This is a genomic window from Streptomyces sp. NPDC048270 (assembly GCF_040652335.1).
Taxonomy (GTDB): domain Bacteria; phylum Actinomycetota; class Actinomycetes; order Streptomycetales; family Streptomycetaceae; genus Streptomyces.
In genome coordinates this window covers 102608-123850 of record NZ_JBEZLV010000005.1, presented here as the reverse complement: position 1 = coordinate 123850, position 21243 = coordinate 102608, and the positions used below count along the sequence as shown (strand labels likewise).

Genomic DNA, 21243 nt, shown 5'->3' with positions numbered 1-21243 from the left:
CCGGCGACTGATGCGAGAACGTTATATGACCCCGGCGACCTCGTCCGCCAGCGCCCGCAGCGCCAGCCGGTACGAGCCGATGCCGAAGCCCGCGACGGTTCCGGTCGCCACCGAGGCGATGACCGAGGTGTGCCGGAACTCCTCGCGCGCGTACGGGTTCGAGATGTGCACCTCGATCAGCGGCGCGGTGCGCTGCGCCGCCGCGTCCCGCATGGCGTACGAATAGTGCGTGAAGGCGCCCGGGTTGATGACCACGGGGATCTTCCCGTCGGCCGCCTCGTGCAGCCAGCGCACGATCTGCCCCTCGTCGTTGGTCTCGCGGACCTCGACGTCGAAGCCGAGTTCCGCACCCAGCGTGCGGCAGCTCTCCACGAGGCCCGCGTACGAGGTGGCCCCGTACACATCGGGCTCCCGCGAGCCGAGCCGGCCCAGGTTCGGGCCGTTCAGCACGAGCACACGGCGGCTCACGCGGACACCTCGCCGTAGGCGGCGATCAGGTGCGCCGGGTCGGGGCCCTCGAGCACGGTGGGCTTGCCCAGGCCGTCGAGGACGATGAAGCGCAGCAGGTTGCCGCGCGACTTCTTGTCGACCTGCATGGTCTGGAGCAGCTTGGGCCACTGGTCGCCGCGGTAGGTCAGCGGCAGGCCCACCGACGCGAGCACCGTGCGGTGCCGGTCGGCCGTGGCGTCGTCGAGCCGGCCCGCGAGACGGCCGAGCTCGGCCGCGAAGACCATGCCGACGGAGACGGCCGCGCCGTGCCGCCACTTGTAGCGCTCGTTCTTCTCGATGGCGTGGCCGAGGGTGTGCCCGTAGTTGAGGAACTCGCGCAGGCCGGTCTCCTTGAGGTCGCTGGAGACCACGTCGGCCTTGACCTGGATCGACCGCACGATCAGCTCGGTGGTGTGCGGGCCGGTGGGCGTACGGGCCGCCTGCGGGTCCGCCTCGATCAGGTCGAGGATCACCGGGTCGGAGATGAACCCGGCCTTGATGACCTCGGCGAGGCCGCTGACGTAGTCGTTGACCGGCAGCGAGTCCAGCGCCGCCAGGTCGCACAGCACACCGGCCGGCGGGTGGAAGGCGCCGACGAGGTTCTTGCCCTCGGCGGTGTTGATGCCGGTCTTGCCGCCGACGGCCGCGTCGACCATCGCGAGGACGGTGGTCGGTACGGCGATCCAGCGCACCCCGCGCAGCCAGGTGGCCGCGACGAAGCCCGCCAGGTCGGTGGTGGATCCCCCGCCGACGCCGACGACGACGTCGGTGCGGGTGAAGCCGGACTGGCCGAGCGCCTTCCAGCAGTACGCGGCCACCTCGGCCGTCTTGGCCTCCTCGGCGTTCGGCACCTGGATGGCGACCGCCTCGTAGCCCTGTTCGGCGAGGTCGTAGCGCAGCGCCTCGCCCGTCGAGGCCAGCGCCTCGGGGTGGATCACGGCGACCCGCTGGGCCTTGTCGCCGATCAGCTTGCCCAGCTCGCCGAGCAGCTGGTGCCCGACGAGCACCTCGTACGCGTCGTGGCCGGCGTCGGCACCGACCCGGATCCGCGTCACCTGGTCCGTCATACGTCCTTCAACTCCAGAGCGTCGAGGACCGCCTGGGCGACCTCTTCGGGGGTGCGGTCGTCGGTGGCCACCACGACGCGCGCGACTTCGGTGTACAGGGGGCGGCGGGCGTCCATCAGCTCGCGCCACTGGCGTCGCGGGTTGACGGCCAGCAGCGGGCGGGCGGCGCCGAGGCCCGCCCGCCGGACGGCCGCCTCGACCTCCATCGACAGGTACGCGACGGGCAGCCCCGCGAGCAGGTCGCGGGTGCCCTGGTCGAGGATCGCGCCGCCGCCGAGGGAGAGGACTCCGGTGTGCCCGGCGACGCCGGCGGCGACCGCCCGGCGCTCCAGCTCACGGAAGTACGGCTCGCCCTCGTCGACGAAGATGTCGGAGATCTCCCGGCCCTGGGCGGCGACGATGTCCGCGTCGGTGTCCCGGTAGGCGACGCCGAGCCGCTCGGCGATCAGCACGCCCACCGTGGACTTGCCGGACCCCGGGGGCCCGACGAGGACGACGACCGGCCCGCCCGGGGTGCTGGGTCCGCCCGTCACCGGATCTGCAGGTTGTCGAGGTACGCCTGGACGTTGCGGCGGGTCTCGGGCACGGAGTCGCCGCCGAACTTCTCGACCACGGCGTCGGCCAGCACGAGGGCGACCATGGCCTCGGCCACGATGCCGGCGGCCGGCACGGCGCACACGTCGGAGCGCTGGTGGTGGGCCACCGTCGCCTCGCCGGTGGCCACGTCCACGGTGGCGAGCGCGCGCGGCACGGTCGCGATGGGCTTCATGGCGGCCCGTACGCGCAGCAGCTCACCGGTGGTCAGACCGCCCTCGGTGCCGCCGGAGCGGCCGGAGGTCCGCTTGAGGCCCTCGGGGGTGGAGACGATCTCGTCGTGCGCCTTCGAGCCGGGCACGCGGGCCAGCTCGAAGCCGTCGCCGACCTCGACGCCCTTGATGGCCTGGATGCCCATGAGCGCGGCCGCGAGGCGGGCGTCGAGGCGGCGGTCCCAGTGGACGTGCGAGCCGAGGCCGACCGGCACCCCGTACGCGAGCACCTCGACGACGCCGCCGAGGGTGTCGCCGTCCTTGTGGGCCTGGTCGATCTCCGCGACCATCGCCTTGCTGGCGTCCGCGTCGAGGCAGCGCACCGGGTCGGCGTCGAGCTTGTCGACGTCGGCGGGGGTCGGGTACACCCCGTACGGGGCCTTGGCCGCGGCCAGTTCCACCACGTGCGAGACGATCTCGATGCCCGCGACCTCCTTGATGAAGGACCGGGCGATGGCGCCGAGGGCGACACGGGCGGCGGTCTCACGGGCGCTGGCGCGCTCCAGGATCGGCCGGGCCTCGTCGAAGCCGTACTTCTGCATGCCCGCGAGGTCGGCGTGGCCGGGTCGCGGACGGGTCAGCGGCGCGTTGCGGCCGGTGTCCTTGAGCAGCGAGGGGTCGACCGGGTCGGCCGACATGACGGTCTCCCACTTGGGCCACTCGCTGTTGCCGACCATGACGGCCACGGGGGAACCCAGCGACAGGCCGTGCCGGACGCCGCCGATGAAGGTGATCTCGTCCTGCTCGAACTTCATCCGGGCACCGCGGCCATAGCCGAGCCGACGCCGGGCCAGGTGGTCGGCCACCAGCTCGGTGGTGACCGGAACGCCGGCGGGAAGCCCCTCCAGCGTCGCCACCAGTGCCGGTCCGTGGGACTCCCCGGCGGTCAGCCAACGCAACCTGCTCAACGATGCTCCTCATGCTCGCGCCTGGTACAGCACGGCGCGCCCCGGTGCGCGGCCCGGACCCGCCTCACCCGATCCTCCCATGTCCGGGCGGGGATACAGGCCTCGAGTCCAGCTATCGGACGGCTTGTCCGCCAGTTGACCCCGCGAGGGCGCTCGCGGGGCCGGGCGACGGCCGTCCGCACGGTGACGGAACCGAGGAGTCCGCGGGCCTAGCGGGCGGCGAGGGCCCGCTCCGCGGCGGCCCGGATGGCGGCGAGCGGCCCCCGCTCGCGCCCCGTCATCTGCTCGACCTGGAGCACGGCCTGGTGGACCAGCAGGTCCAGGCCCCCGAGGACCGTGCCGCCCCGCTGCGACCAGGACGCCGCGAGGGCGGTCGGCCAGGGGTCGTAGAGGACGTCGAAGAGGGTGCCCGGGGCGTCGGGTACGGCCGCGGCCAGTTCGTCGGTGGCGCCGGCCGGGGTGGTGGCGACGACCAGCGGCGCGGCCAGCGCCGCGGCCGCCTCGGACCAGTCGGCCGTGCGCACGGGGACGCCGAGCCGCTCGCCCCACTGCCGCATCTCGTCGGCGCGCGCCGACGAGCGGACGTAGGCGGTGACCTCGCCGGTGCAGATCCTGGAGAGCGCGGCCAGGGCCGAGGAGGCGGTGGCCCCGGCGCCGAGGATCGCGGCGGACGGCACCTTTTCGATGCCGCGCTCGTGGAGCGCGGCGACGATGCCGGGGATGTCGGTGTTGTCCCCGAGCCGGCGTCCGTCCTCGGTGAAGACGACCGTGTTGACCGCCTCGACCGAGGCGGCGGTGTCGCTGATGCCGTCGAGCAGCGGGATGACCGCCCGCTTCAGCGGCATCGTCAGGGACAGCCCCGCCCACTCGGGGCCGAGTCCGGCGATGAACCCCGGGAGCGCGGCCTCGTCGACCTCGAAGCGGTCGTACGTCCAGTCGGCGAGGCCGAGCTCCTGGTAGGCGGCGCGGTGCAGCACCGGTGAGAGGGAGTGCTCGATGGGCGAACCCAGCACCGCGGCCCTTGTGCGTGACATGCCTTGCCTAACCGCCGTTCTTCTTCTGCCGCTCGAGGAACTCCGCCACGAGCGTCTGGTGCTCTTCGTAGGTCTGGGTGAAGGTCGTCGTGACGCCGTCGACCGACACGAAGAACATCCACCCGCCGTGGTCGGGGTTGAGCGTAGCGCTCAGGGCGTCGGCACCGGGGTTCCCGATCGGGCCGGGAGGCAGTCCCCTGACGAAGTGCGTGTTGTAGGGGTTGTCGAGCGCCCTCGCCTCCTTCATGGAGAAGTTGATGTCGCTCGTGCCCTTGATGTAGTTGAAGGTCGAGTCGAACTCGAGCTTCTGGTTGGTGACGTCGTTGGTCTTCTTCAGGCGGTTGTAGACGACCTCGGACATCTTGCGGAAGTCCTCGTGGTTCTTGCCCTCGGCGTTGACGAGGCTGGCGACCGTGACCACCTGGAGCGGGTTCTCCAGGCCCAGTTCCTTGGCCTTGGCCTCGAGGCCCAGCTCGGAGTACTTGTCCGACGCGTTCTTGACCATCTGCTTGAGCAGCGACTCGGGCGTGCTGTCCTTGCTGATGTCGTAGCGCGCCGGGTAGAGGAAGCCTTCCAGCGGGTCGATGAGCTTCGGGTTGTTGCCCGCCCAGGCCGGCAGGCCGAGGTTCTTGGCCTCGCGCTTGGCGATGTCCTCGGTGGTGCCGGCGGGCTTGCCGAGCCGGGTGTCGATGGCCTTGTAGACCTCGACGTTCCGCTTGCCCTCGGGAACCGTGATCACGTTCAGCTTCGTGGGGTCGACCATGACGGCGACGGCGGCCGCGGCCGACATCTTCTTCTTCAGGGGGTAGACGCCCGCCTGGATCGACTTGCCCTTGGGGTTGATGTTCGCCGCGGTGGTGAAGGCCTCCACGCTCGCGACGATGCCGTGCTCCTTGAGGATGTTGCCCATCTTGGCCAGCGAGGAGCCCTGGGGGATCTCCACGTCGACCGTCTCGCCGACGCCCTCGCCCGCGTAGTCCTCGGCCGTGGCGAACCTGTCCTTGAGGTAGGTGTAGCCGTAGTAGCCGCCACCGCCGAGCACCGCCACGATGACCAGGGAGGCGACCAGGCACGCGGCCCCGCTGCGCTCCTTGGCCTTGCCGCCCTTGCCGCCCTTGGAACGGCCGCCCCGGCGACCGCCGCCGGACGGCTCGTCACCGTCACGGCCGCCGCCGTCGGCGAGGGACGCGTCGGTGTCCTCGTCCTCCTGCTCGACCGGCTCGGGCTCCAGGTGGCGCCGGCCCGGGGGCTGCGGCGGCGGATAGGCCTCGGGCGTGGAGTACAGGTCGGGCGCCTCGCCCGGGTAGCCGGCGACGGCCTGCTGGGCGTACGGGTCCGCGCCCGCGTAGGGGTCCGCCGGTGCGGGGACCGCGTACTGGCCCTGGCCGGTGTCCCAGCCCTGGGAGTCGTACTGCGGCTGCTGGGGCTGCTGCGGCGCCTGCGGGACGTAGGCCTGCTGCTGGGCGTACTGCTGGTACTGCCCCTGCTGCGGGTAGTGCTGCGGGTCCTGACCCTGGGGGTACTGCTGCGGGTCCTGCCCCTGCTGCGGGTACTGCTGCTCGTACTGCGGCTGCTGCGCGTACTGCTGCTGCTCGGGGTACTGCTGCTGGTACTGCTGTTCCTGCGGATACCCCTGCTGCGGATCGGCGTACGGCGCCTGGCCCTGCTGGGTCTGGTGCCCGGTCCACCCCTGGTCCCCGTACAGGGGATCCTCCGGGTGCCACGGTTCGGGGCCACGGCCCCGGCCATACTCAGTCATCGGTCCCCTAGAGCCGCGAGACGAAGGCGACGGCTTGTTCGAATGCCGTCTCATCGCGCGGAACGTTACCGTATCGCGATCAGACAACCACTTCGACGCACTCGCCGGGCGGATTACCTGATACCCGTTCGGTCTCAAGAGCGTTCTGAAGGATCACCACAGCGGCCGCCTGGTCGATGACCGACCTGCCCTTCTTCGCGTTCTTCCCGGAAGCCCGCAGGCCCTGGGCGGCGGTGACGGTGGTCATCCGCTCGTCCACCAGACGGACCGTCACCGGCTTGATGCCCTTCGCCAGTTCGCGCGCGAAGACGCGCACCTTGGCCGCGGCCGGCCCCTCCCGCCCGCTGAGCGAGCGGGGCAGGCCGACCACGACTTCGAGGGGCTCGTACTCCTCGACGAGCTGCCGCAGCCGCCGGTGGGCGGAGGGGACGTCCCGGCCCGGCACGGTTTCCACCGGAGTGGCCAGGACCCCGTCGGGGTCGCACGAGGCGACCCCGATCCGGGCGTCCCCCACATCGATCGCCAGTCGGCGGCCGCGGCGCAGAGTCATCGTCAGGCCGTCTCTACGACGAGACGCTCGACGGCGCTGATGGCCTCCGGGATGGCTCCCGGGTTCTGGCCGCCGCCCTGGGCGACGTCCGGCTTGCCGCCACCGCCGCCGCCGAGGGTCTTGGCGGCCGTACGGACCAGGTCGCCGGCCTTGAGACCGCGCTCGCGGGCCGCCTCGTTGGTGGCGATCACGGTCAGCGGACGGTCGTTCGCCACGGTGAACAGGGCCACGACGGCCGGGCGGTCGCCCGGGATGCGGCCGCGGACGTCCAGGACCAGCTTGCGCAGGTCGTCGGCGCCGGTGCCGTCCGGCACCTGGCCGACGACGAGGGCGACGCCGTGGATGTCCTGGGCGTTCTGGGCGAGCCCGGCGGCGGCCTGGAGGACCTTCTCCGCGCGGAACTTCTCGATCTCCTTCTCGGCGTCCTTCAGCTTGCCGAGCATGGAGGCGATCTTCTCCGGCAGCTCCTCCGGACGGCCCTTCACCAGCTCCTGGAGCTGGGCGACGACCGTGTGCTCCTTGGCGAGGAAGTTGTAGGCGTCCACGCCGACGAGGGCCTCGACGCGGCGCACGCCGGAGCCGATGGAGGACTCGCCGAGCAGCTTCACCAGACCCAGCTGGGCGGTGTTGCCGACGTGCGTGCCGCCGCACAGCTCCTTGGAGAAGTCGCCGATGGTGACGACGCGCACGCGCTCGCCGTACTTCTCGCCGAACTCGGCGATGGCGCCCTGCTTCTTCGCCTCGTCGATGCTCATGATCTCGGCGGTGACGTCCAGCTCGCGCGAGAGCACGTCGTTGATCTTCTGCTCGACGTCGGTGAGGACCGTGCCGGGAACGGCGTTCGGCGAACCGAAGTCGAAGCGGAAGCGGCCCGGCGAGTTCTCCGAACCGGCCTGGGCGGCCGTCGGGCCCAGCGCGTCGCGCAGCGCCTGGTGCGTCAGGTGCGTGGCCGAGTGGGCGCGGGCGATGGCCCGGCGGCGGCTCACGTCGATGGCGGCGTACGCGGAGGCGCCCACCGTCACCTCGCCGACCTGGACGGAGCCCTTGTGCACGGAGACGCCCGGGACCGGCTGCTGCACGTCGCGGATGACGATGACGGCGCCCGAGTCGAGCTTGATGCGGCCCTGGTCGGCGAGCTGGCCGCCGCCCTCGGCGTAGAACGGGGTGCGGTCGAGGACGACCTCGACGTCGTCGCCCTCGGAGGCGGCGGGCGCGGAGACGCCGTTGACCAGCAGGCCGACGATGGTGGACTCGCCCTGGTTGGTGGCGTAGCCGGTGAACTCGGTGGCGCCGGCGCGGTCGGCGATCTCGCGGTACGAGGAGACGTCGGCGTGGCCGGTCTTCTTGGCCTTGGCGTCGGCCTTGGCCCGGTCCCGCTGCTCCTGCATGAGGCGGCGGAAGCCCGGCTCGTCCACGGAGAGGCCCTGCTCGGCGGCCATCTCGAGGGTGAGGTCGATCGGGAAGCCCCAGGTGTCGTGGAGCAGGAACGCCTTGTCGCCGGAGAGGACCGTGCCGCCGGCGGCCTTGGTCTCGGTCACGGCGGTGTCGAGGATGTTCGTGCCGCCCTTGACGGCCTTGAGGAAGGCGGCCTCCTCGGCGAGCGCGACGGTCTCGATGCGCTTGCGGTCGGTGACCAGCTCCGGGTACTGCTGCCCCATCGTGTTGACCACGACGTCGACCAGGTCCTGGACGACCGGGCCGGTGGCGCCCATGAGGCGCATGTTGCGGATGGCGCGGCGCATGATGCGGCGCAGCACGTAGCCGCGGCCCTCGTTGCCGGGGGTGACGCCGTCGCCGATGAGCATGACGGAGGTGCGGATGTGGTCGGCGACCACGCGCATGGACACGTCGGTGTCCTTCGCGGCGCCGTACTGGACACCGGTCAGCTCGGTGGCCTTGTCCATGACCACGCGCAGGGTGTCGGTCTCGTACATGTTCTGCACGCCCTGCAGGATCATGGCGAGACGCTCGAGGCCCAGACCCGTGTCGATGTTCTTCGACGGCAGGTCGCCGAGGATCGGGAAGTCCTCCTTCCCGTCGCCTGCGCCGCGCTCGTACTGCATGAAGACCAGGTTCCAGATCTCCACGTAGCGCTCGTCGTTGACGGCCGGGCCGCCCTCGACGCCGAACTCGGGGCCGCGGTCGTAGTTGATCTCCGAGCACGGGCCGCAGGGGCCGGGGACGCCCATGGACCAGAAGTTGTCCTTCTTGCCCAGGCGCTGGATGCGCTCGGCGGGCACGCCGATCTTCTCGCGCCAGATCTGCTCGGCCTCGTCGTCGTCGAGGTAGACCGTGATCCAGAGCTTCTCCGTCTCCAGGCCGTAGCCACCGTCCGCCACGGAGCTGGTCAGCAGCTCCCAGGCGTACTTGATGGCGCCTTCCTTGAAGTAGTCGCCGAAGGAGAAGTTGCCGCACATCTGGAAGAACGTGCCGTGCCGGGTGGTCTTGCCGACCTCTTCGATGTCCGGCGTACGGACGCACTTCTGCACGCTGGTGGCGCGGGGGGCCGGGGGCTTGGTCTCGCCGAGGAAGTACGGCTTGAAGGGGACCATGCCCGCGTTGACCAGCAGCAGAGTCGGGTCGTCCGCGATGAGCGACGCCGAAGGGACAACGGCGTGACCGCGCTCCTCGAAGAAGCTCAGCCAGCGGCGGCGGATTTCAGCCGACTCCATCAGTGGTCCTCATTCCGGTTGTACGTAACCGCCGGGCGGTTCGATCGGGGGGTGGTCTTGTCGTGTTCGATGGCCTGCAGCCGCCGGGGCCCGGGGAGGGCGGTGACGTTGTCGGGCCGGTCGGGGTCGCTGTTCAGCCCCAGTGCATCGTTCAGCTCGTCCTCGCGCTGCGTCATTCCCGCCTTGACGTCGAGGGCGAAGTCCTTGAGGCGGTGGCCCGCCTCCACGGCCTTGTCGGCGGCCTGGGCGGCGAGGCTCTCCGGGGTCAGCTTCTTGAGCTGCCGGTTGACCTTGGTGGTGGCCCACACGCCGGCGGCGGCGCCTGCGGTGAACCAGAAGGCTCGGCGGAACATCGGCGGTCTCAGCCCTTCTGCTTCCGGCGGCGGGCCCCCGGCACGGTGCGGCCGACGATCACGGTCCGCCTGGTGGTCTTCGCGGGCGCCCCGTCCGTGCGGCCCAGCGCCCGGCGGACGCCGTAGCCGAAGGCCGCGACCTTGACCAGCGGTCCCCCGAAGGCGGAGGCCACGGTGGAGGAGAGCGCGGAGGCGTTGGAGGTGACCTCCTGGACGTCGCTCGCGATCGCGTCGACCCGGTCCAGCTGGGTGCGCGCGGAGCGGACGGTCGTGGAGGCGTCCGCCAGCAGCGGGACGGCCTGCTCGGTCACGTCGGCCACCAGCTTGGTGGTCGCCTTGAGCACCTGCGCCAGCCTCGCCAGCGCCACGGCGAGGAAGGAGACCAGGATGGCCCAGAAGACGGCCACGAGGATCCCGGCCACCTCTCCACCGGACACGTTGCACCGCTCCCTGAGCCTAGGAATCCACGAAGAAAAGTCTCCCCCGACCCTATCGCGCCGGGGATCCGCTGCCGTACCCGAATTCCGAGGTCGCGGCGGCCGCCTTGTACGCAACGCGTCCGGACCAGTACCCTCCGTGTCCCATGCGACACAGGACCAACGGCAATCTTCCCTCGGAGCTGAGCGGCTTCGTCGGGCGGGGTGCCGAACTCGCCGGGCTGGGGCGGCTCCTGGAGTCCTCACGGCTGGTGACGGTGACCGGCGCGGGCGGGGTGGGCAAGTCCCGGCTGGCGCTCGCCGCGGCCGGCGAGCGGGCCGACGGCGTGCAGGAACGCTACTGCGACGGTGCCTGGCTGGTCGAACTGGCGACGGTACGGGATCCCGACCTGCTGGAGCTGACCGTCGCGGAGGCCCTCGGACTGACCGACCACACCACCCGGCCGCCCCGGACCGTCCTGGCCGAGCACCTGGCCGGGCGGCGGCTGCTGCTGGTCCTGGACGGCTTCGAGCAGCTGGTCGACGAGGCGGCCGGGCTGGTGCGGGAGCTGCTGCGCGGCTGCCCGGGCCTGCGGGTGCTGGCGGCGGGCCGCCGGCCGCTGGACCTGGACGGGGAGCTGGTCTTCCCGCTGGCGCCGCCGCCCCCGGAGGAGGCGCTGGCCCTGCTGGCGGCCCGGGCCCGCGCGGCCGACCCGTCCTTCGCGGTCACCGAGGCCAACCGCGCCGACCTGACCGAGCTGTGCGCCCGGCTCGACGGGATCCCGCTGGCCCTGGAACTGGCGGCGGGCCGGCTGCGGGCCCTGTCCCCCGCGCAGGTGCTGGCCCGCCTGGAGGACCGCTTCGCCCTGCTGACGGGAGGCTCGCGCGGGGCGCTGCCCCGGCACCGGGCGCTGCGTACGGCGATCGGCTGGAGCCACGAGCTGTGCACGGCCGCGGAGCGGCTGCTGTGGGCGCGGCTTTCGGTGTTCGCCGGCCCGTTCGACCTCGATGCGGCCGAGTACGTGTGCGCGGGGCCGGACCTGCCGGTGGAGAGCGTGCTGGACCTGGTCGGGGAGCTCCTCGCCCAGTCCCTGCTGTTCCGGGAGGAGACCCCGGCCGGGGTGCGCTTCCGGATGCTGGAGACCGTACGGATGTACGGAGCGGGCTGGCTCGAGTCGCTGGGTGACGCGGGCCGGCTGCGGCGGCGGCACCGGGACTGGTACGTGGGCCTGGCGACCTGGTGCGAGCTGGACTGGTTCAGTCCGCGGCAGGCGGAGGTGGCGGCGCTGGTGGAGACGGAGCTGCCGAACCTGCGCCTCGCGCTGGAGTGCTCCCTGGACGAGCCGGACGAGGTCCACCTGGGCCAGTACCTGGCGGGGACCCTGTGGTTCTACTGGGCGGGCTGCGGCCGGCTCACGGAGGGCCGGCACTGGCTGGACCGGGCCCTGGAGGACTCGGACCAGCCGGTGGAGTACGAGAACTCGCGGCTGAAGGCGCTGTGGGTGCTGGGGTACGTCGCGGCCCTCCAGGGCGACGCGGTGGCCTCCATGAGCGCGCTGTACGAGTGCCGGGACGCGGCGGCGCGCGGCGGGAACCCGGTGGCGGCGGCGTACGCGGTGCACCGGCTGGGCTGCCTGGCCCTGGTCTCGGACGACATGGCGCGGGCCTCCGAGCTCCTGGGACAGGCGCTGGAGCGCTACCGGGACGCCGGGGAGCTGAACAGCAACGTGCTGATGTGCCAGGTGGAGCTGGCGATGGCGCTGGCCTTCCAGGGGGAGCCGGCCGGTGCGCTCACGCTGTGCCAGGAGGTCCGGGAGATCTGTGAGGAGCGCGGGGAGCGCTGGACGAAGGCGTACGCCCTGTACGTCCTCGCGTACGCGGCGCTGGACGCGGGTGCGCCGGACGAGGCGCGGCGGCTGCTGACCGAGTGCGTGGCCATCAACCACGCCTTCCACGACCTGGTGGGGCTGGTGCTCGCGCTGGAGCTGCTGGCGCTGGTCGCGGTCGCGGAGGGCGATCCGGCGGAGGCGGCGGTGCTGCAGGGCGCCGCGGAGCCGATGTGGGGCGGGGTGGGCCTGCAGCTGTTCGGCTCGGGCTACTTCAACGCGCCGCGGCTGATGTGCCAGGAGCGGGCGGGCGAGCTGCTGGGCGCCGAGCGCTACGCGGCGTACGCGGCCGAGGGGCGCAGCCTGAGCCGGGAGGCCGTGGTCGTCCGGGCGCAGCACGGACCCGAGGGGGCGCCGGACGGAAAAACCCGCCGCCCCCGAAGGGGACGGCGGGTTTCCACCAGCCTGTGAGGCCTAGGCCTGCATCAGCGGGCGTAGTACTCGACGACGAGCTGCTCGTCGCAGATGACCGGGATTTCCTTGCGGTTCGGGTCGCGGTCCAGGCGGAAGGCCAGGGCCTTCAGGTTGACCTGCAGGTAGCGCGGGGTCTCACCCTCGCCTGCGTAGCCACCCTCACGGGCAACCTGGAACGGAACCTTCTCGCGGCTGCGCTCGCGCACGGTGATGACGTCGTCCGGGCGGACACGGAACGACGGCTTGTCGACCTTGCCACCGTTGACCTCGATGTGGCCGTGAACGACCATCTGGCGGGCCTGGTAGATGGTCCGGGCGATGCCCGAACGCAGGACCAGGGCGTCGAGGCGACGCTCGAGCTCGACGACCAGCGCCTCGCCCGTCTTGCCCTCGGCCTTCTTGGCGCGGTCGTACGCGCGGGCCATCTGACGCTCAGAGATGTCGTACTGAGCGCGCAGACGCTGCTTCTCGAGCAGACGGACCTTGTAGTCCGAGTTCTGCTTGCGGCCACGGCCGTGCTCGCCCGGCGGGTAGGGGCGGGCCTCGAAGTACTTGACGGCCTTCGGGGTCAGTGCAATGCCGAGGGCACGCGACTTCTTGACCTTGGGTCGCTTCTGGTTCACGTGGAACCTACCTCCATGTAAGTTAGGTGAGGCTTACCTTAGCGAGGAGGACGTAATGTCTCGACCACATGGGATCCCCCTGCCCAGTGCGCGTCGAAGTTCGGATTCCAACACAACGGAATCCGCTTTCGACGACGATAAGCAAGGTCAGCCGCGTCCCAGGGAAGGCGTTCGGCAGCTCACCGGAGCCGAACGCGTACGAACCCTCGTAGAGTCCAACGCCTCAGTATCCCTCACCTTGCCGGGTGCTCGTGACAGTCACGGGCCCGACGAGTTCGGGATGGGGATGCCGGCCGCACGGACCGTCACCCCGGACGGGGACGTGATTCTCCTTGTTTCCGCGGAATCCGCGGCTGCCAGGGCAGCCGCTCACGCCCAGGACGACGACCTCACGGCCGTGATCGAGATCACGGACGTGGCGCCGGTGTCCGTGCCCCATCGTATCCGAGGCCGCGCGTGGCTGACGGGCTGGCTGACGGCGGTCCGCGGGAGCGAGCGCGCGGCCTGCGCGGCCCTGCTCGCGGAGCGCCGGCCGGCGGACGAGATGCCGGGGGCGGCCGGCCGCCCCGCGTGGGTCATGCTCCGCCTGGAGGTCGGCGAGATCTCGGTGGACGACCTGTGGGGCGCCGAGCACGTGGACCCGGACGACATGGCGGCCGCGCACCCGGACCCGATGACCTCCCACGAGGCGGAGCTCCTCCAGCACCTGGCCTCCGCGCACTCCGACCGGGTCGGCGAGCTGTGCGGCCTGCTGGGCGCACGGGAGGCGGACGGCATGACCGCCACCCCGCTCGCCCTGGACCGCCTCGGCCTGCGCGTGCGCTTCACGGGCGGCGCGGCCGGCTCCTTCGACGCCCGGTTCGACTTCCCCGAACCGGTCGCGGACATCTGCGGCCTGCGCCGTGCGATGCGGTCCCTCTTCGCGGCGGCCGGGGGCACCTCCCTGGGCGTCCCCCCGGACGACGTCCGGGGGAGGTAGTCCGGGGGGACTCACCGGGGGCAGGTGCCGAGCATCTCCTGGAGCGCGAGCTTCTCGGGCGCGGTCACGGACAGCCGGTACTTGGCCTTGATCCCGGTGTAGCGGCGCGCGTACTCGCACCAGTACGTCTTGAGCGGCGGCTTCCACTTGTCGGCGGTCTTGCTGCCCTTGTCGTAGTTGGTCTGCTTGTCCACGGCGAGCAGCACGTCGAGGTCGTTGGCGTACTCGAGCCTGCGCTGCGGGGTCCAGGCATACGCGCCGGCCCGCCAGGCGGCGCCCAGCGCGACGACGTGGTCGGTCTGGATCTGCGAGGCGCGCCGGTAGGAGTAGGGGAGCTCCTTGCCGGTGTACGGGTCGTGCAGCACCCCGGAGAGCACGACGCACGGGTTGCGGTCGCCTTCGCGCAGCTCCCTGAGGTCCCGGCGCAGCACGTCGTCCCGGGTGTCACAGCCGTTGCGGCCGCCGACGCCGTCGGTCTCGTCCGACCAGTACCGGCCGAAGTTCTCCCGCTTGTACGTCTCCCAGTTCCGGCCCCACTCGACGGTCAGCCCGGCCAGCTGCGTTCCGGCGGTGGCGGCGCCCGGCGGGAACCCGGCGCCGGCGAGCGGCACCTGCGCCACGAGCGCCCGGGCGCCGCCCGGCTCGGAGTCGTCGTGGTGACACGCGCCGACCAGGAGCACCGCCGTCACGGCGAGGCTGAGCGGAGCAGGACGTCCCATGCGACGAGCCTAGCCAGTCCGGCCCCGGCGGCGTCCCAGGCGCGGAGCCCGGACAGCCGCGCGCCGCGGGTCAGGATCCGCCGCGCAGCCGCTCCCGCACCTTCTCCACCACATCCGCGTACCGCGCCTCCGCCCCGTACCGCGTCGGCTCGTAGTACCGCTTCCCGTGCACCGCGTCCGGCGCGTACTGCTGCGCGGCGATGCCTCCCGGCACGTCGTGCGGGTACACGTACCCCACCGCGTGCCCCAGCTTCGCGGCCCCCTTGTAGTGCCCGTCCCTCAGGTGCGCCGGCACGGACCCGGCCAGCCCGGCCCGTACGTCCGCCAGCGCCGCCCCGATCGCGGTCGTGGCCGTGTTCGACTTCGGTGCGAGCGCCAGCGCGATCGTCGCGTGCGAGAGGGTCAGCGCCGCCTCCGGGAAGCCGATCATCGCCACCGCCTGGGCCGCGGCCACCGCGATCGGCAGGGCCGTCGGGTCGGCCAGGCCGATGTCCTCGCTCGCCGAGATCATCAGGCGCCGCGCGATGAACCGCGGGTCCTCCCCCGCGTCGATCATGCGGGCCAGGTAGTGCAGCGCCGCGTCCACGTCCGACCCGCGGATCGACTTGATCAGCGCGCTCGCCACGTCGTAGTGCTGGTCGCCGTCCCGGTCGTAGCGGACGGCGGCGCGGTCGACGGCCTCCTCCACCGTCTGGAGGCTGATCTCCTCCTCGCCCTTGGCGATGGCCGCCCCGGCCCCCGCCTCCAGCGCGGTGAGCGCCCGCCGGGCGTCCCCGCCGGCGATGCGCAGCAGGTGCGCCTCGGCGTCCGCGGGCAGGGTGACCGCGCCGCCCAGGCCCCGCTCCTCGGTCAGCGCCCGCCGCATCAGCGCGCTCAGGTCCTCGTCCGTCAGCGGCTCCAGCGTCAGCAGCAGGGAGCGCGACAGCAGCGGGGAGATGATCGAGAAGTACGGGTTCTCGGTGGTGGCCGCGATCAGCGTCACCCAGCGGTTCTCCACGGCCGGGAGCAGCGAGTCCTGCTGCGCCTTGCTGAAGCGGTGGATCTCGTCGAGGAAGAGGACGGTGTCCTTGCCGTAGCCGCCGGCCGCCCGCTTGGCGCCCTCGATGACCGCCCGTACCTCTTTGACGCCCGCCGTGATGGCGGACAGTTCGACGAACCGCTTCTGCGTGGCCTGGCTGACCACATAGGCCAGGGTCGTCTTCCCGATGCCCGGCGGACCCCAGAGGATCACCGAGGAGGCACCGGCGGGGCCGCCGGCCCCGTCCCCGACCAGCCGTCGCAGCGGTGATCCGGGCTTCAGCAGGTGCTGCTGGCCGACGACCTCGTCCAGGGTGCGCGGGCGCATCCGGACGGCGAGCGGAGAGGTCGAGGGATCCTTCTCCTGGCGGTCTTCGGCAGCGGCGGTGAACAGGTCTGGTTCCACACAGGAAGCCTATGCGAGGCCACCGACAGTCCCGCCGCGCCCGGTCAGGAGGTCCAGAAGTCCCACCAGCGCGTGAGGATCAGCATCCCGATGATCCCGACGTGCAGGACCGGGAGCACCCAGGTGAACTCGTCGAGGAAGCCCCTGAGCCAGCCCGGCGCGGGCAGCAGGCCCTGGCGCACGTTGTGCGAGGTGACGTACCAGAACATCAGGATCGTGGCGACCCAGGCCAGGCAGCACCACAGGCACAGCGAGCTGATGTTGTACAGCGACTGGTAGGTGAGCCAGGCGCAGAACACGACGCCGAAGAGGGTGCCCGCGTTCAGCGTCAGCCAGTACCAGCGGCGGAACCGGGCCCCGGCCAGCAGGCTCATACCGACGCAGATCACGATGCCGTAGGCGACCAGTCCGAGCATGGGGTTCGGGAAGCCGAAGACGGCTGCCTGGTCGCTCTTCATGATGTTGCCGCAGGAGACGATCGGGTTGAGGCTGCAGCCCGGAACGAAGTCCGGGTCCTCGAGCAGCTTGAACTTGTCGATCGTGATCACCCAGGCGGCGAGGAGGCCCGCGGCCCCCGTGATCACCAGCAGCAGGGCGAGCGCCCGGCTGCCCCCGACGGTGCTCCCCGGGGCGGCGTCCGCGTCCGTAGCTCGTGTCGTCATACCGCCCGCTCCACATCTGCAAGGTCAACAAGCACCGGCCATTGTGCCGTACGCCGCTGTGAACGGACGGGGCCGGGGAAACATCCCCGGCCCCGTCCCGCCTTCGCCGCGCCGCCTCAGGCGAGGCGGGCCGCGACCGTGTCGACGAGCTCGGCGACGGGCACGGCGGCCTGCTCGCCGGACTCCATGTCCTTCAGCTGGACGACGCCGTCGGCGAGGTCGCGGTCGCCGGCGACGACCGCGAAGCGGGCGCCGCTGCGGTTCGCGTCCTTCATCGCGCCCTTGAGGCCCTTGCCCCCGTAGGACATGTCGGCGGCGATCCCCGCCTTGCGCAGCCGGGTCACCAGCCCGAACACGGCCGGCTTGGCCTCGCCCAGGGCCACGGCGAACACCGAGGTCGCCGCCGGGATGTCCAGCTCGACGCCCTCGGCCTCGAGCGCGAGCACCGTGCGGTCCACGCCGAGCGCCCAGCCCACCGACGGCAGCGCCGGGCCGCCGATCATCTCGGACAGGCCGTCGTAGCGGCCGCCGCCGCCGACCGCGGACTGCGACCCCAGGCCGTCGTGGACGAACTCGAAGGTGGTCCGGGTGTAGTAGTCCAGGCCGCGCACGAGCTTCTCGTCGTCCTCGAAGGCGACGCCGGCCGCCGTGATCAGGGCCCGCACCTCCTCGTGGTACGCCTTGCACGCGTCGCACAGGTAGTCGCGCAGCACCGGCGCTCCGACCAGCTGCTTCTGGACGTCGGCCCGCTTGTCGTCGAGCACGCGCAGCGGGTTGATCTCGGCCCGGCGCACGGTCTCCTCGTCGAGGTCCAGTCCGCGCAGGAAGGACTGCAGCGCCTCCCGGTACACCGGACGGCACTCCTTGTCGCCCAGCGAGTTCAGCAGGATCCGGAAGTCGCGCAGGCCCAGCGAGCGGTACGCCTGGTCGGCCAGGATGATCAGCTCGGCGTCCAGAGCCGGGTCCTCGGCGCCGATCGCCTCGGCACCGACCTGCGAGAAGTGGCGGTAGCGGCCCTTCTGCGGGCGCTCGTAGCGGTAGTAGGAGCCCGAGTACCAGAGCTTGACGGGCAGGTTGCCCTGCTTGTGCAGGCTCGCCTCCAGCGCCGCGCGCAGCACGGAGGCCGTGCCCTCGGGGCGCAGGGCGAGCTGGTCGCCGCCCTTGGTCTCGAAGGCGTACATCTCCTTGGAGACGATGTCGGTGGACTCGCCGACGCCGCGGGCGAAGAGGCCCACGTCCTCAAAGCCGGGGGTCTCGATGTAGCCGTAGCCGGAGTTGCGCAGCGGCGCCGAGATGGCCTCGCGTACGGCCAGGTACTTCACGGAGACCGGCGGGATCAGGTCGTACGTGCCCTTGGGGGCCTTGAAGGTGCTCACGAAACTCTCGTCACATTCCTCGTCGTGGAGCGGCTGTCGGGTCCGCTGCCAGGCCGGCCGCGACCTCCCGCAGGTACGGGTTGGTCGCGCGCTCGCGGCCGATGGTGGTCTGGGGGCCGTGGCCGGACAGCACCACGGTCGAGTCGTCGAGCGGCAGGCACACGCGGCCCAGCGACTCGAGCATCTCGGCGTGGGAGCCGCCGGGCAGGTCGGTGCGTCCGATGGAGCCGGCGAACAGCAGGTCGCCGGAGAAGAACACGGACGGCACGTCCGGGGACTCCGGCATCCGGAAGGTCACCGACCCCTTGGTATGCCCCGGCGCGTGCGCCACGGAGAAGTCCATTCCGGCCAGTTTCAGGGCGGCGCCGTCGGTCAGCTCGCGGACGTCGTCCGGCTCGCCCACGGTCAGCTCGCCCATGAGCGGCATCCCGATGGAGCGGCCGAGGGCCTTCTCCGGGTCGCTCATCATGTAGCGGTCCTCGGGGTGGATCCAGGCCGGTACGTCGTGTGCTCCGCACACCGGGACGACCGAGGCCACATGATCGATGTGGCCGTGGGTCAGCACGACCGCGACGGGCTTGAGCCGATGCTTCCTCAGCGTCTCCTCGACACCCTGGACGGCCTGGTGGCCCGGGTCGATGATGACGCACTCCTCACCGGCGGCGGGGGCGACCAGGTAACAGTTGGTCCCCCAGGCCCCGGCGGGGAACCCGGCAATCAGCACGTTCGTCCTCAATCGTCGTCCGGCGGGAGGCTGCAGATCGGAATGCTGCTGCTCAGAGCCTACCGGCGCCGCTCATCACACAGCGAACCCATATACGGTACGGCCTAACCCAGCCCGGACAGCGGTACCAGAGACGCACAAGGAGACGACCCGGTGGTCACGAGCGATCAGCGGCGGCGACAGCTCGCCAAGGAGAAGTACGAGCGCCAGCAGAAGCGCCGCGCCGAGACCCGGCAGAAGGCGCGCCGACGGGCGGCGGTGATCGGCGCGGCGGTGGCCGTGGTGGTCGCGACGCTGGTCGGCCTCATCGTGGGCGGCGTCTTCGACAAGGACACCAAGGACCAGGCGGCCGACCCGGCCGCCAGTCCGTCGGCCGCGCCGACCCCGAAGCAGTCCCCGTCGCCCGAGATGGCCGTCGACCAGAAGGCGAAGTACACCTTCGCCCTGAAGACCAGCGCGGGCGACATCGGCTTCGTGATGGACGCGGCGAAGACCCCGCAGACCGTGAACTCGTTCAAGTCGCTCGCCGACAAGGGCTACTTCGACAACACCAAGTGCCACCGGCTGACGTCGAGCGGGATCTTCGTGCTCCAGTGCGGCGACCCCGAGGGCACCGGCATGGGCGGCCCCGGCTACAACATCCCGGACGAGAACCTGGACTCGCTCGGCAAGGCGAACGAGCAGGGCCAGGTCGTCTACCCGGCCGGCACCGTGGCGATGGCCAACACCGGCCAGCCCGGCTCCGGCGGCAGCCAGTTCTTCCTCGTCTACAAGGACAGCCCGCTGGCGCCCTCGTACACGCCGTTCGGCAAGATCGACGCGGCGGGCATGAAGGTCCTGGAGGAGGTCGCGAAGGCCGGTACGGCCGACGGCGGCCAGGACGGGGCCCCGAAGAACGAGGTCAAGATCGAGAAGGGCACCGTCACCCAGAACTGACCGGAAGCAGCTGCCGCGGGCCCGGCGGCCCCCTTACCGCCCGTACGCCGATATTCCGTCGTGCGGGATGCGGACAGCCGGCCCGGCGGTCGCCTATGTTGGCGTTGTGCAGGGCGGGCGCGGCCCGCCCCAGGAAACTGTGGACGATGCCCAGGGGGTGAACCCCTCGCAAGGCATCAGGTGGAGGAGGCGCTGTGAGCAGCGACCCGTGGGGCCGAGTCGACGAGACGGGCACCGTGTACGTGCGTACTGCCGATGGCGAGAAGGTCGTCGGCTCGTGGCAGGCGGGCACCCCTGAGGAGGCCCTGGCCTATTTCGAGCGCAAGTACGAGGGCCTGGTGGTCGAGATCGGCCTCCTCGAAAAGCGGGTGCGGACCACCGATCTGTCCGCCAAGGACGCGCAGACGGCGATCGACCACCTGCGCACGCAGGTCGACGAGCACCACGCCGTGGGTGACCTCGACGCGCTGCGCGTCCGGCTGGACAAGCTGGTCGAGACCGTCGAGTCGCGGCGCGAGGAGCGCAAGGCCCAGAAGGCCAAGCAGACCGACGAGGCCCGCGCGGCCAAGGACGCGCTGGTCGTCGAGGCCGAGCAGCTGGCGCAGAGCGACCAGTGGCGCAGTGCGGGCGAGCGGCTGCGCGCCCTGGTGGACATCTGGAAGGGCCTGCCCCGGCTGGACCGCAAGTCGGACGACGAGCTGTGGCACCGCTTCTCGCACGCCCGCTCCGCGTTCTCCAAGCGCCGCAAGGCCCACTTCGCCTCGCTCGACGCGCAGCGCGAGGACGCCCGCAAGGTCAAGGAGAAGCTGGTCGCCGAGGCCGAGTCGCTGTCGAAGTCGACCGACTGGGGTCCGACGGCCGCCCGCTACCGCGAGCTGATGGCGGACTGGAAGGCGGCGGGCCGGGCGCAGCGCGAGGCCGAGGACGACCTGTGGAACCGTTTCCGCGGCGCGCAGGACGTGTTCTTCGCGGCCCGCAGCGAGGTCTTCGCGGAGCGCGACGCCGAGCAGGTGGAGAACCTGAAGCTGAAGGAGGAGCTGGCCGACGAGGCCGAGAAGCTCGTCCCGATCACCGACCTGAAGGCGGCCCGCGCCGCGTTCCGCTCCCTCAACGAGCGCTGGGAGGCCGTCGGCCACGTGCCGCGGGACGCCCGGCCGAAGGTCGAGGGCCGGATGCACGCCGTGGAGCGGGCCATCCAGGAGGCCGAGGAGGGCGAGTGGCGCCGTACGAACCCGGAGGCGCGGGCGCGTGCCGCCGGTCTGACGGGCCAGCTCCAGGCGGCCGTCGACAAGCTGCGTGAGCAGATCGACGCGGCGCGCGCGGCGGGCAACAACGCGAAGGCGGACAAGCTCTCGCGCGAGCTGGAGGGCCGCCAGGCCCTGCTGGACCAGGCCCTGAAGGGCCTGGAGGAGTTCGGCGGCTGAGCCGGTCCCCCGAGCACGCCGAG

General features: G+C 71.7%; 20 protein-coding genes. 4 read left to right on the top strand and 16 right to left on the bottom strand.

What is annotated here, in order from left to right:
* Positions 1 to 21 precede the first annotated feature (21 nt).
* From aroQ to AB0D66_RS07320, 10 genes are all read right to left on the bottom strand, one after another.
* Positions 22 to 468, bottom strand: coding sequence for a type II 3-dehydroquinate dehydratase (gene aroQ / locus AB0D66_RS07365; protein WP_069919444.1), 447 nt, complete (start codon positions 466 to 468; stop codon positions 22 to 24).
* Entirely contained in the window at positions 465 to 1556 is a 1092-nt protein-coding gene (gene aroB / locus AB0D66_RS07360; RefSeq protein ID WP_362297988.1) for a 3-dehydroquinate synthase, read from the bottom strand. The genes aroQ and aroB overlap by 4 nt, the downstream gene beginning before the upstream one ends.
* Positions 1553 to 2089, bottom strand: coding sequence for a shikimate kinase (locus AB0D66_RS07355; protein ID WP_362297985.1), 537 nt, complete (start codon positions 2087 to 2089; stop codon positions 1553 to 1555). The genes aroB and AB0D66_RS07355 overlap by 4 nt, the downstream gene beginning before the upstream one ends.
* A complete protein-coding gene (gene aroC, locus AB0D66_RS07350; RefSeq protein WP_362297982.1) occupies positions 2086 to 3270 on the bottom strand; it encodes a chorismate synthase in 1185 nt (394 codons plus the stop codon). Before aroC ends, AB0D66_RS07355 begins: the two co-directional genes overlap by 4 nt.
* 209 nt (positions 3271 to 3479) lie before the next feature.
* Positions 3480 to 4304, bottom strand: a complete 825-nt coding sequence (locus tag AB0D66_RS07345; RefSeq protein WP_362297979.1) for a shikimate dehydrogenase — start codon at positions 4302 to 4304, stop codon at positions 3480 to 3482.
* Positions 4305 to 4311: 7 nt separating this feature from the next.
* Positions 4312 to 6063 carry an endolytic transglycosylase MltG gene (gene mltG, locus AB0D66_RS07340; RefSeq protein ID WP_362297976.1) on the bottom strand — a complete coding sequence of 584 codons (1752 nt, stop codon included), beginning with the start codon at positions 6061 to 6063 and terminating at the stop codon, positions 4312 to 4314.
* Between the two features lie 79 nt (positions 6064 to 6142).
* Complete coding sequence (ruvX, locus tag AB0D66_RS07335) at positions 6143 to 6613, bottom strand: Holliday junction resolvase RuvX (RefSeq protein ID WP_362297973.1); 471 nt, start codon at positions 6611 to 6613, stop codon at positions 6143 to 6145.
* A gap of 2 nt (positions 6614 to 6615) precedes the next feature.
* The gene (gene alaS, locus AB0D66_RS07330) at positions 6616 to 9285 is read right to left on the bottom strand and encodes an alanine--tRNA ligase (RefSeq protein ID WP_362297970.1); all 2670 of its coding nucleotides are present in this window, start codon (positions 9283 to 9285) and stop codon (positions 6616 to 6618) included.
* A complete protein-coding gene (locus AB0D66_RS07325) occupies positions 9285 to 9638 on the bottom strand; it encodes a DUF6167 family protein (RefSeq protein WP_362297967.1) in 354 nt (117 codons plus the stop codon). The genes alaS and AB0D66_RS07325 overlap by 1 nt, the downstream gene beginning before the upstream one ends.
* 8 nt (positions 9639 to 9646) lie before the next feature.
* Complete coding sequence (locus tag AB0D66_RS07320) at positions 9647 to 10075, bottom strand: DUF948 domain-containing protein (protein ID WP_362297965.1); 429 nt, start codon at positions 10073 to 10075, stop codon at positions 9647 to 9649.
* Between the two features lie 146 nt (positions 10076 to 10221).
* Here AB0D66_RS07320 and AB0D66_RS07315 point away from each other — a divergent pair, with 146 nt between their 5' ends.
* Entirely contained in the window at positions 10222 to 12351 is a 2130-nt protein-coding gene (locus AB0D66_RS07315) for a tetratricopeptide repeat protein (RefSeq protein ID WP_362297962.1), read from the top strand.
* 14 nt (positions 12352 to 12365) lie between these two features.
* Here the strand turns inward: AB0D66_RS07315 and rpsD are convergent, their stop codons facing one another.
* Positions 12366 to 12977: a 30S ribosomal protein S4 gene (gene rpsD, locus AB0D66_RS07310; RefSeq protein ID WP_030294564.1), complete on the bottom strand. Its 612-nt coding sequence runs from the start codon at positions 12975 to 12977 to the stop codon at positions 12366 to 12368.
* Positions 12978 to 13032: 55 nt separating this feature from the next.
* Here rpsD and AB0D66_RS07305 point away from each other — a divergent pair, with 55 nt between their 5' ends.
* Entirely contained in the window at positions 13033 to 13956 is a 924-nt protein-coding gene (locus AB0D66_RS07305; protein WP_362297959.1) for a DUF2470 domain-containing protein, read from the top strand.
* Between the two features lie 11 nt (positions 13957 to 13967).
* Here the strand turns inward: AB0D66_RS07305 and AB0D66_RS07300 are convergent, their stop codons facing one another.
* The 5 genes from AB0D66_RS07300 to AB0D66_RS07280 form a co-directional block, all read right to left on the bottom strand.
* Positions 13968 to 14675, bottom strand: a complete 708-nt coding sequence (locus AB0D66_RS07300) for an HNH endonuclease family protein (RefSeq protein ID WP_362297956.1) — start codon at positions 14673 to 14675, stop codon at positions 13968 to 13970.
* 70 nt (positions 14676 to 14745) lie between these two features.
* Positions 14746 to 16098 carry a replication-associated recombination protein A gene (locus AB0D66_RS07295; protein WP_362297953.1) on the bottom strand — a complete coding sequence of 451 codons (1353 nt, stop codon included), beginning with the start codon at positions 16096 to 16098 and terminating at the stop codon, positions 14746 to 14748.
* Between the two features lie 44 nt (positions 16099 to 16142).
* Positions 16143 to 16760, bottom strand: coding sequence for a vitamin K epoxide reductase family protein (locus tag AB0D66_RS07290; protein WP_362297950.1), 618 nt, complete (start codon positions 16758 to 16760; stop codon positions 16143 to 16145).
* Positions 16761 to 16876: 116 nt separating this feature from the next.
* Positions 16877 to 18136, bottom strand: coding sequence for a histidine--tRNA ligase (gene hisS, locus AB0D66_RS07285; protein ID WP_362297947.1), 1260 nt, complete (start codon positions 18134 to 18136; stop codon positions 16877 to 16879).
* Between the two features lie 10 nt (positions 18137 to 18146).
* Positions 18147 to 18860, bottom strand: a complete 714-nt coding sequence (locus AB0D66_RS07280; RefSeq protein WP_362297944.1) for an MBL fold metallo-hydrolase — start codon at positions 18858 to 18860, stop codon at positions 18147 to 18149.
* A 153-nt stretch (positions 18861 to 19013) separates the two neighbouring features.
* Between AB0D66_RS07280 and AB0D66_RS07275 the strand changes: the two genes are divergently transcribed.
* Both AB0D66_RS07275 and AB0D66_RS07270 read left to right on the top strand, forming a co-directional pair.
* Complete coding sequence (locus AB0D66_RS07275) at positions 19014 to 19796, top strand: peptidylprolyl isomerase (protein WP_362297941.1); 783 nt, start codon at positions 19014 to 19016, stop codon at positions 19794 to 19796.
* 194 nt (positions 19797 to 19990) lie between these two features.
* Positions 19991 to 21220 (top strand): DUF349 domain-containing protein, encoded by a 1230-nt coding sequence (locus AB0D66_RS07270; RefSeq protein WP_362297938.1) that lies wholly within the window; start codon positions 19991 to 19993, stop codon positions 21218 to 21220.
* Positions 21221 to 21243: the final 23 nt, after the last annotated feature.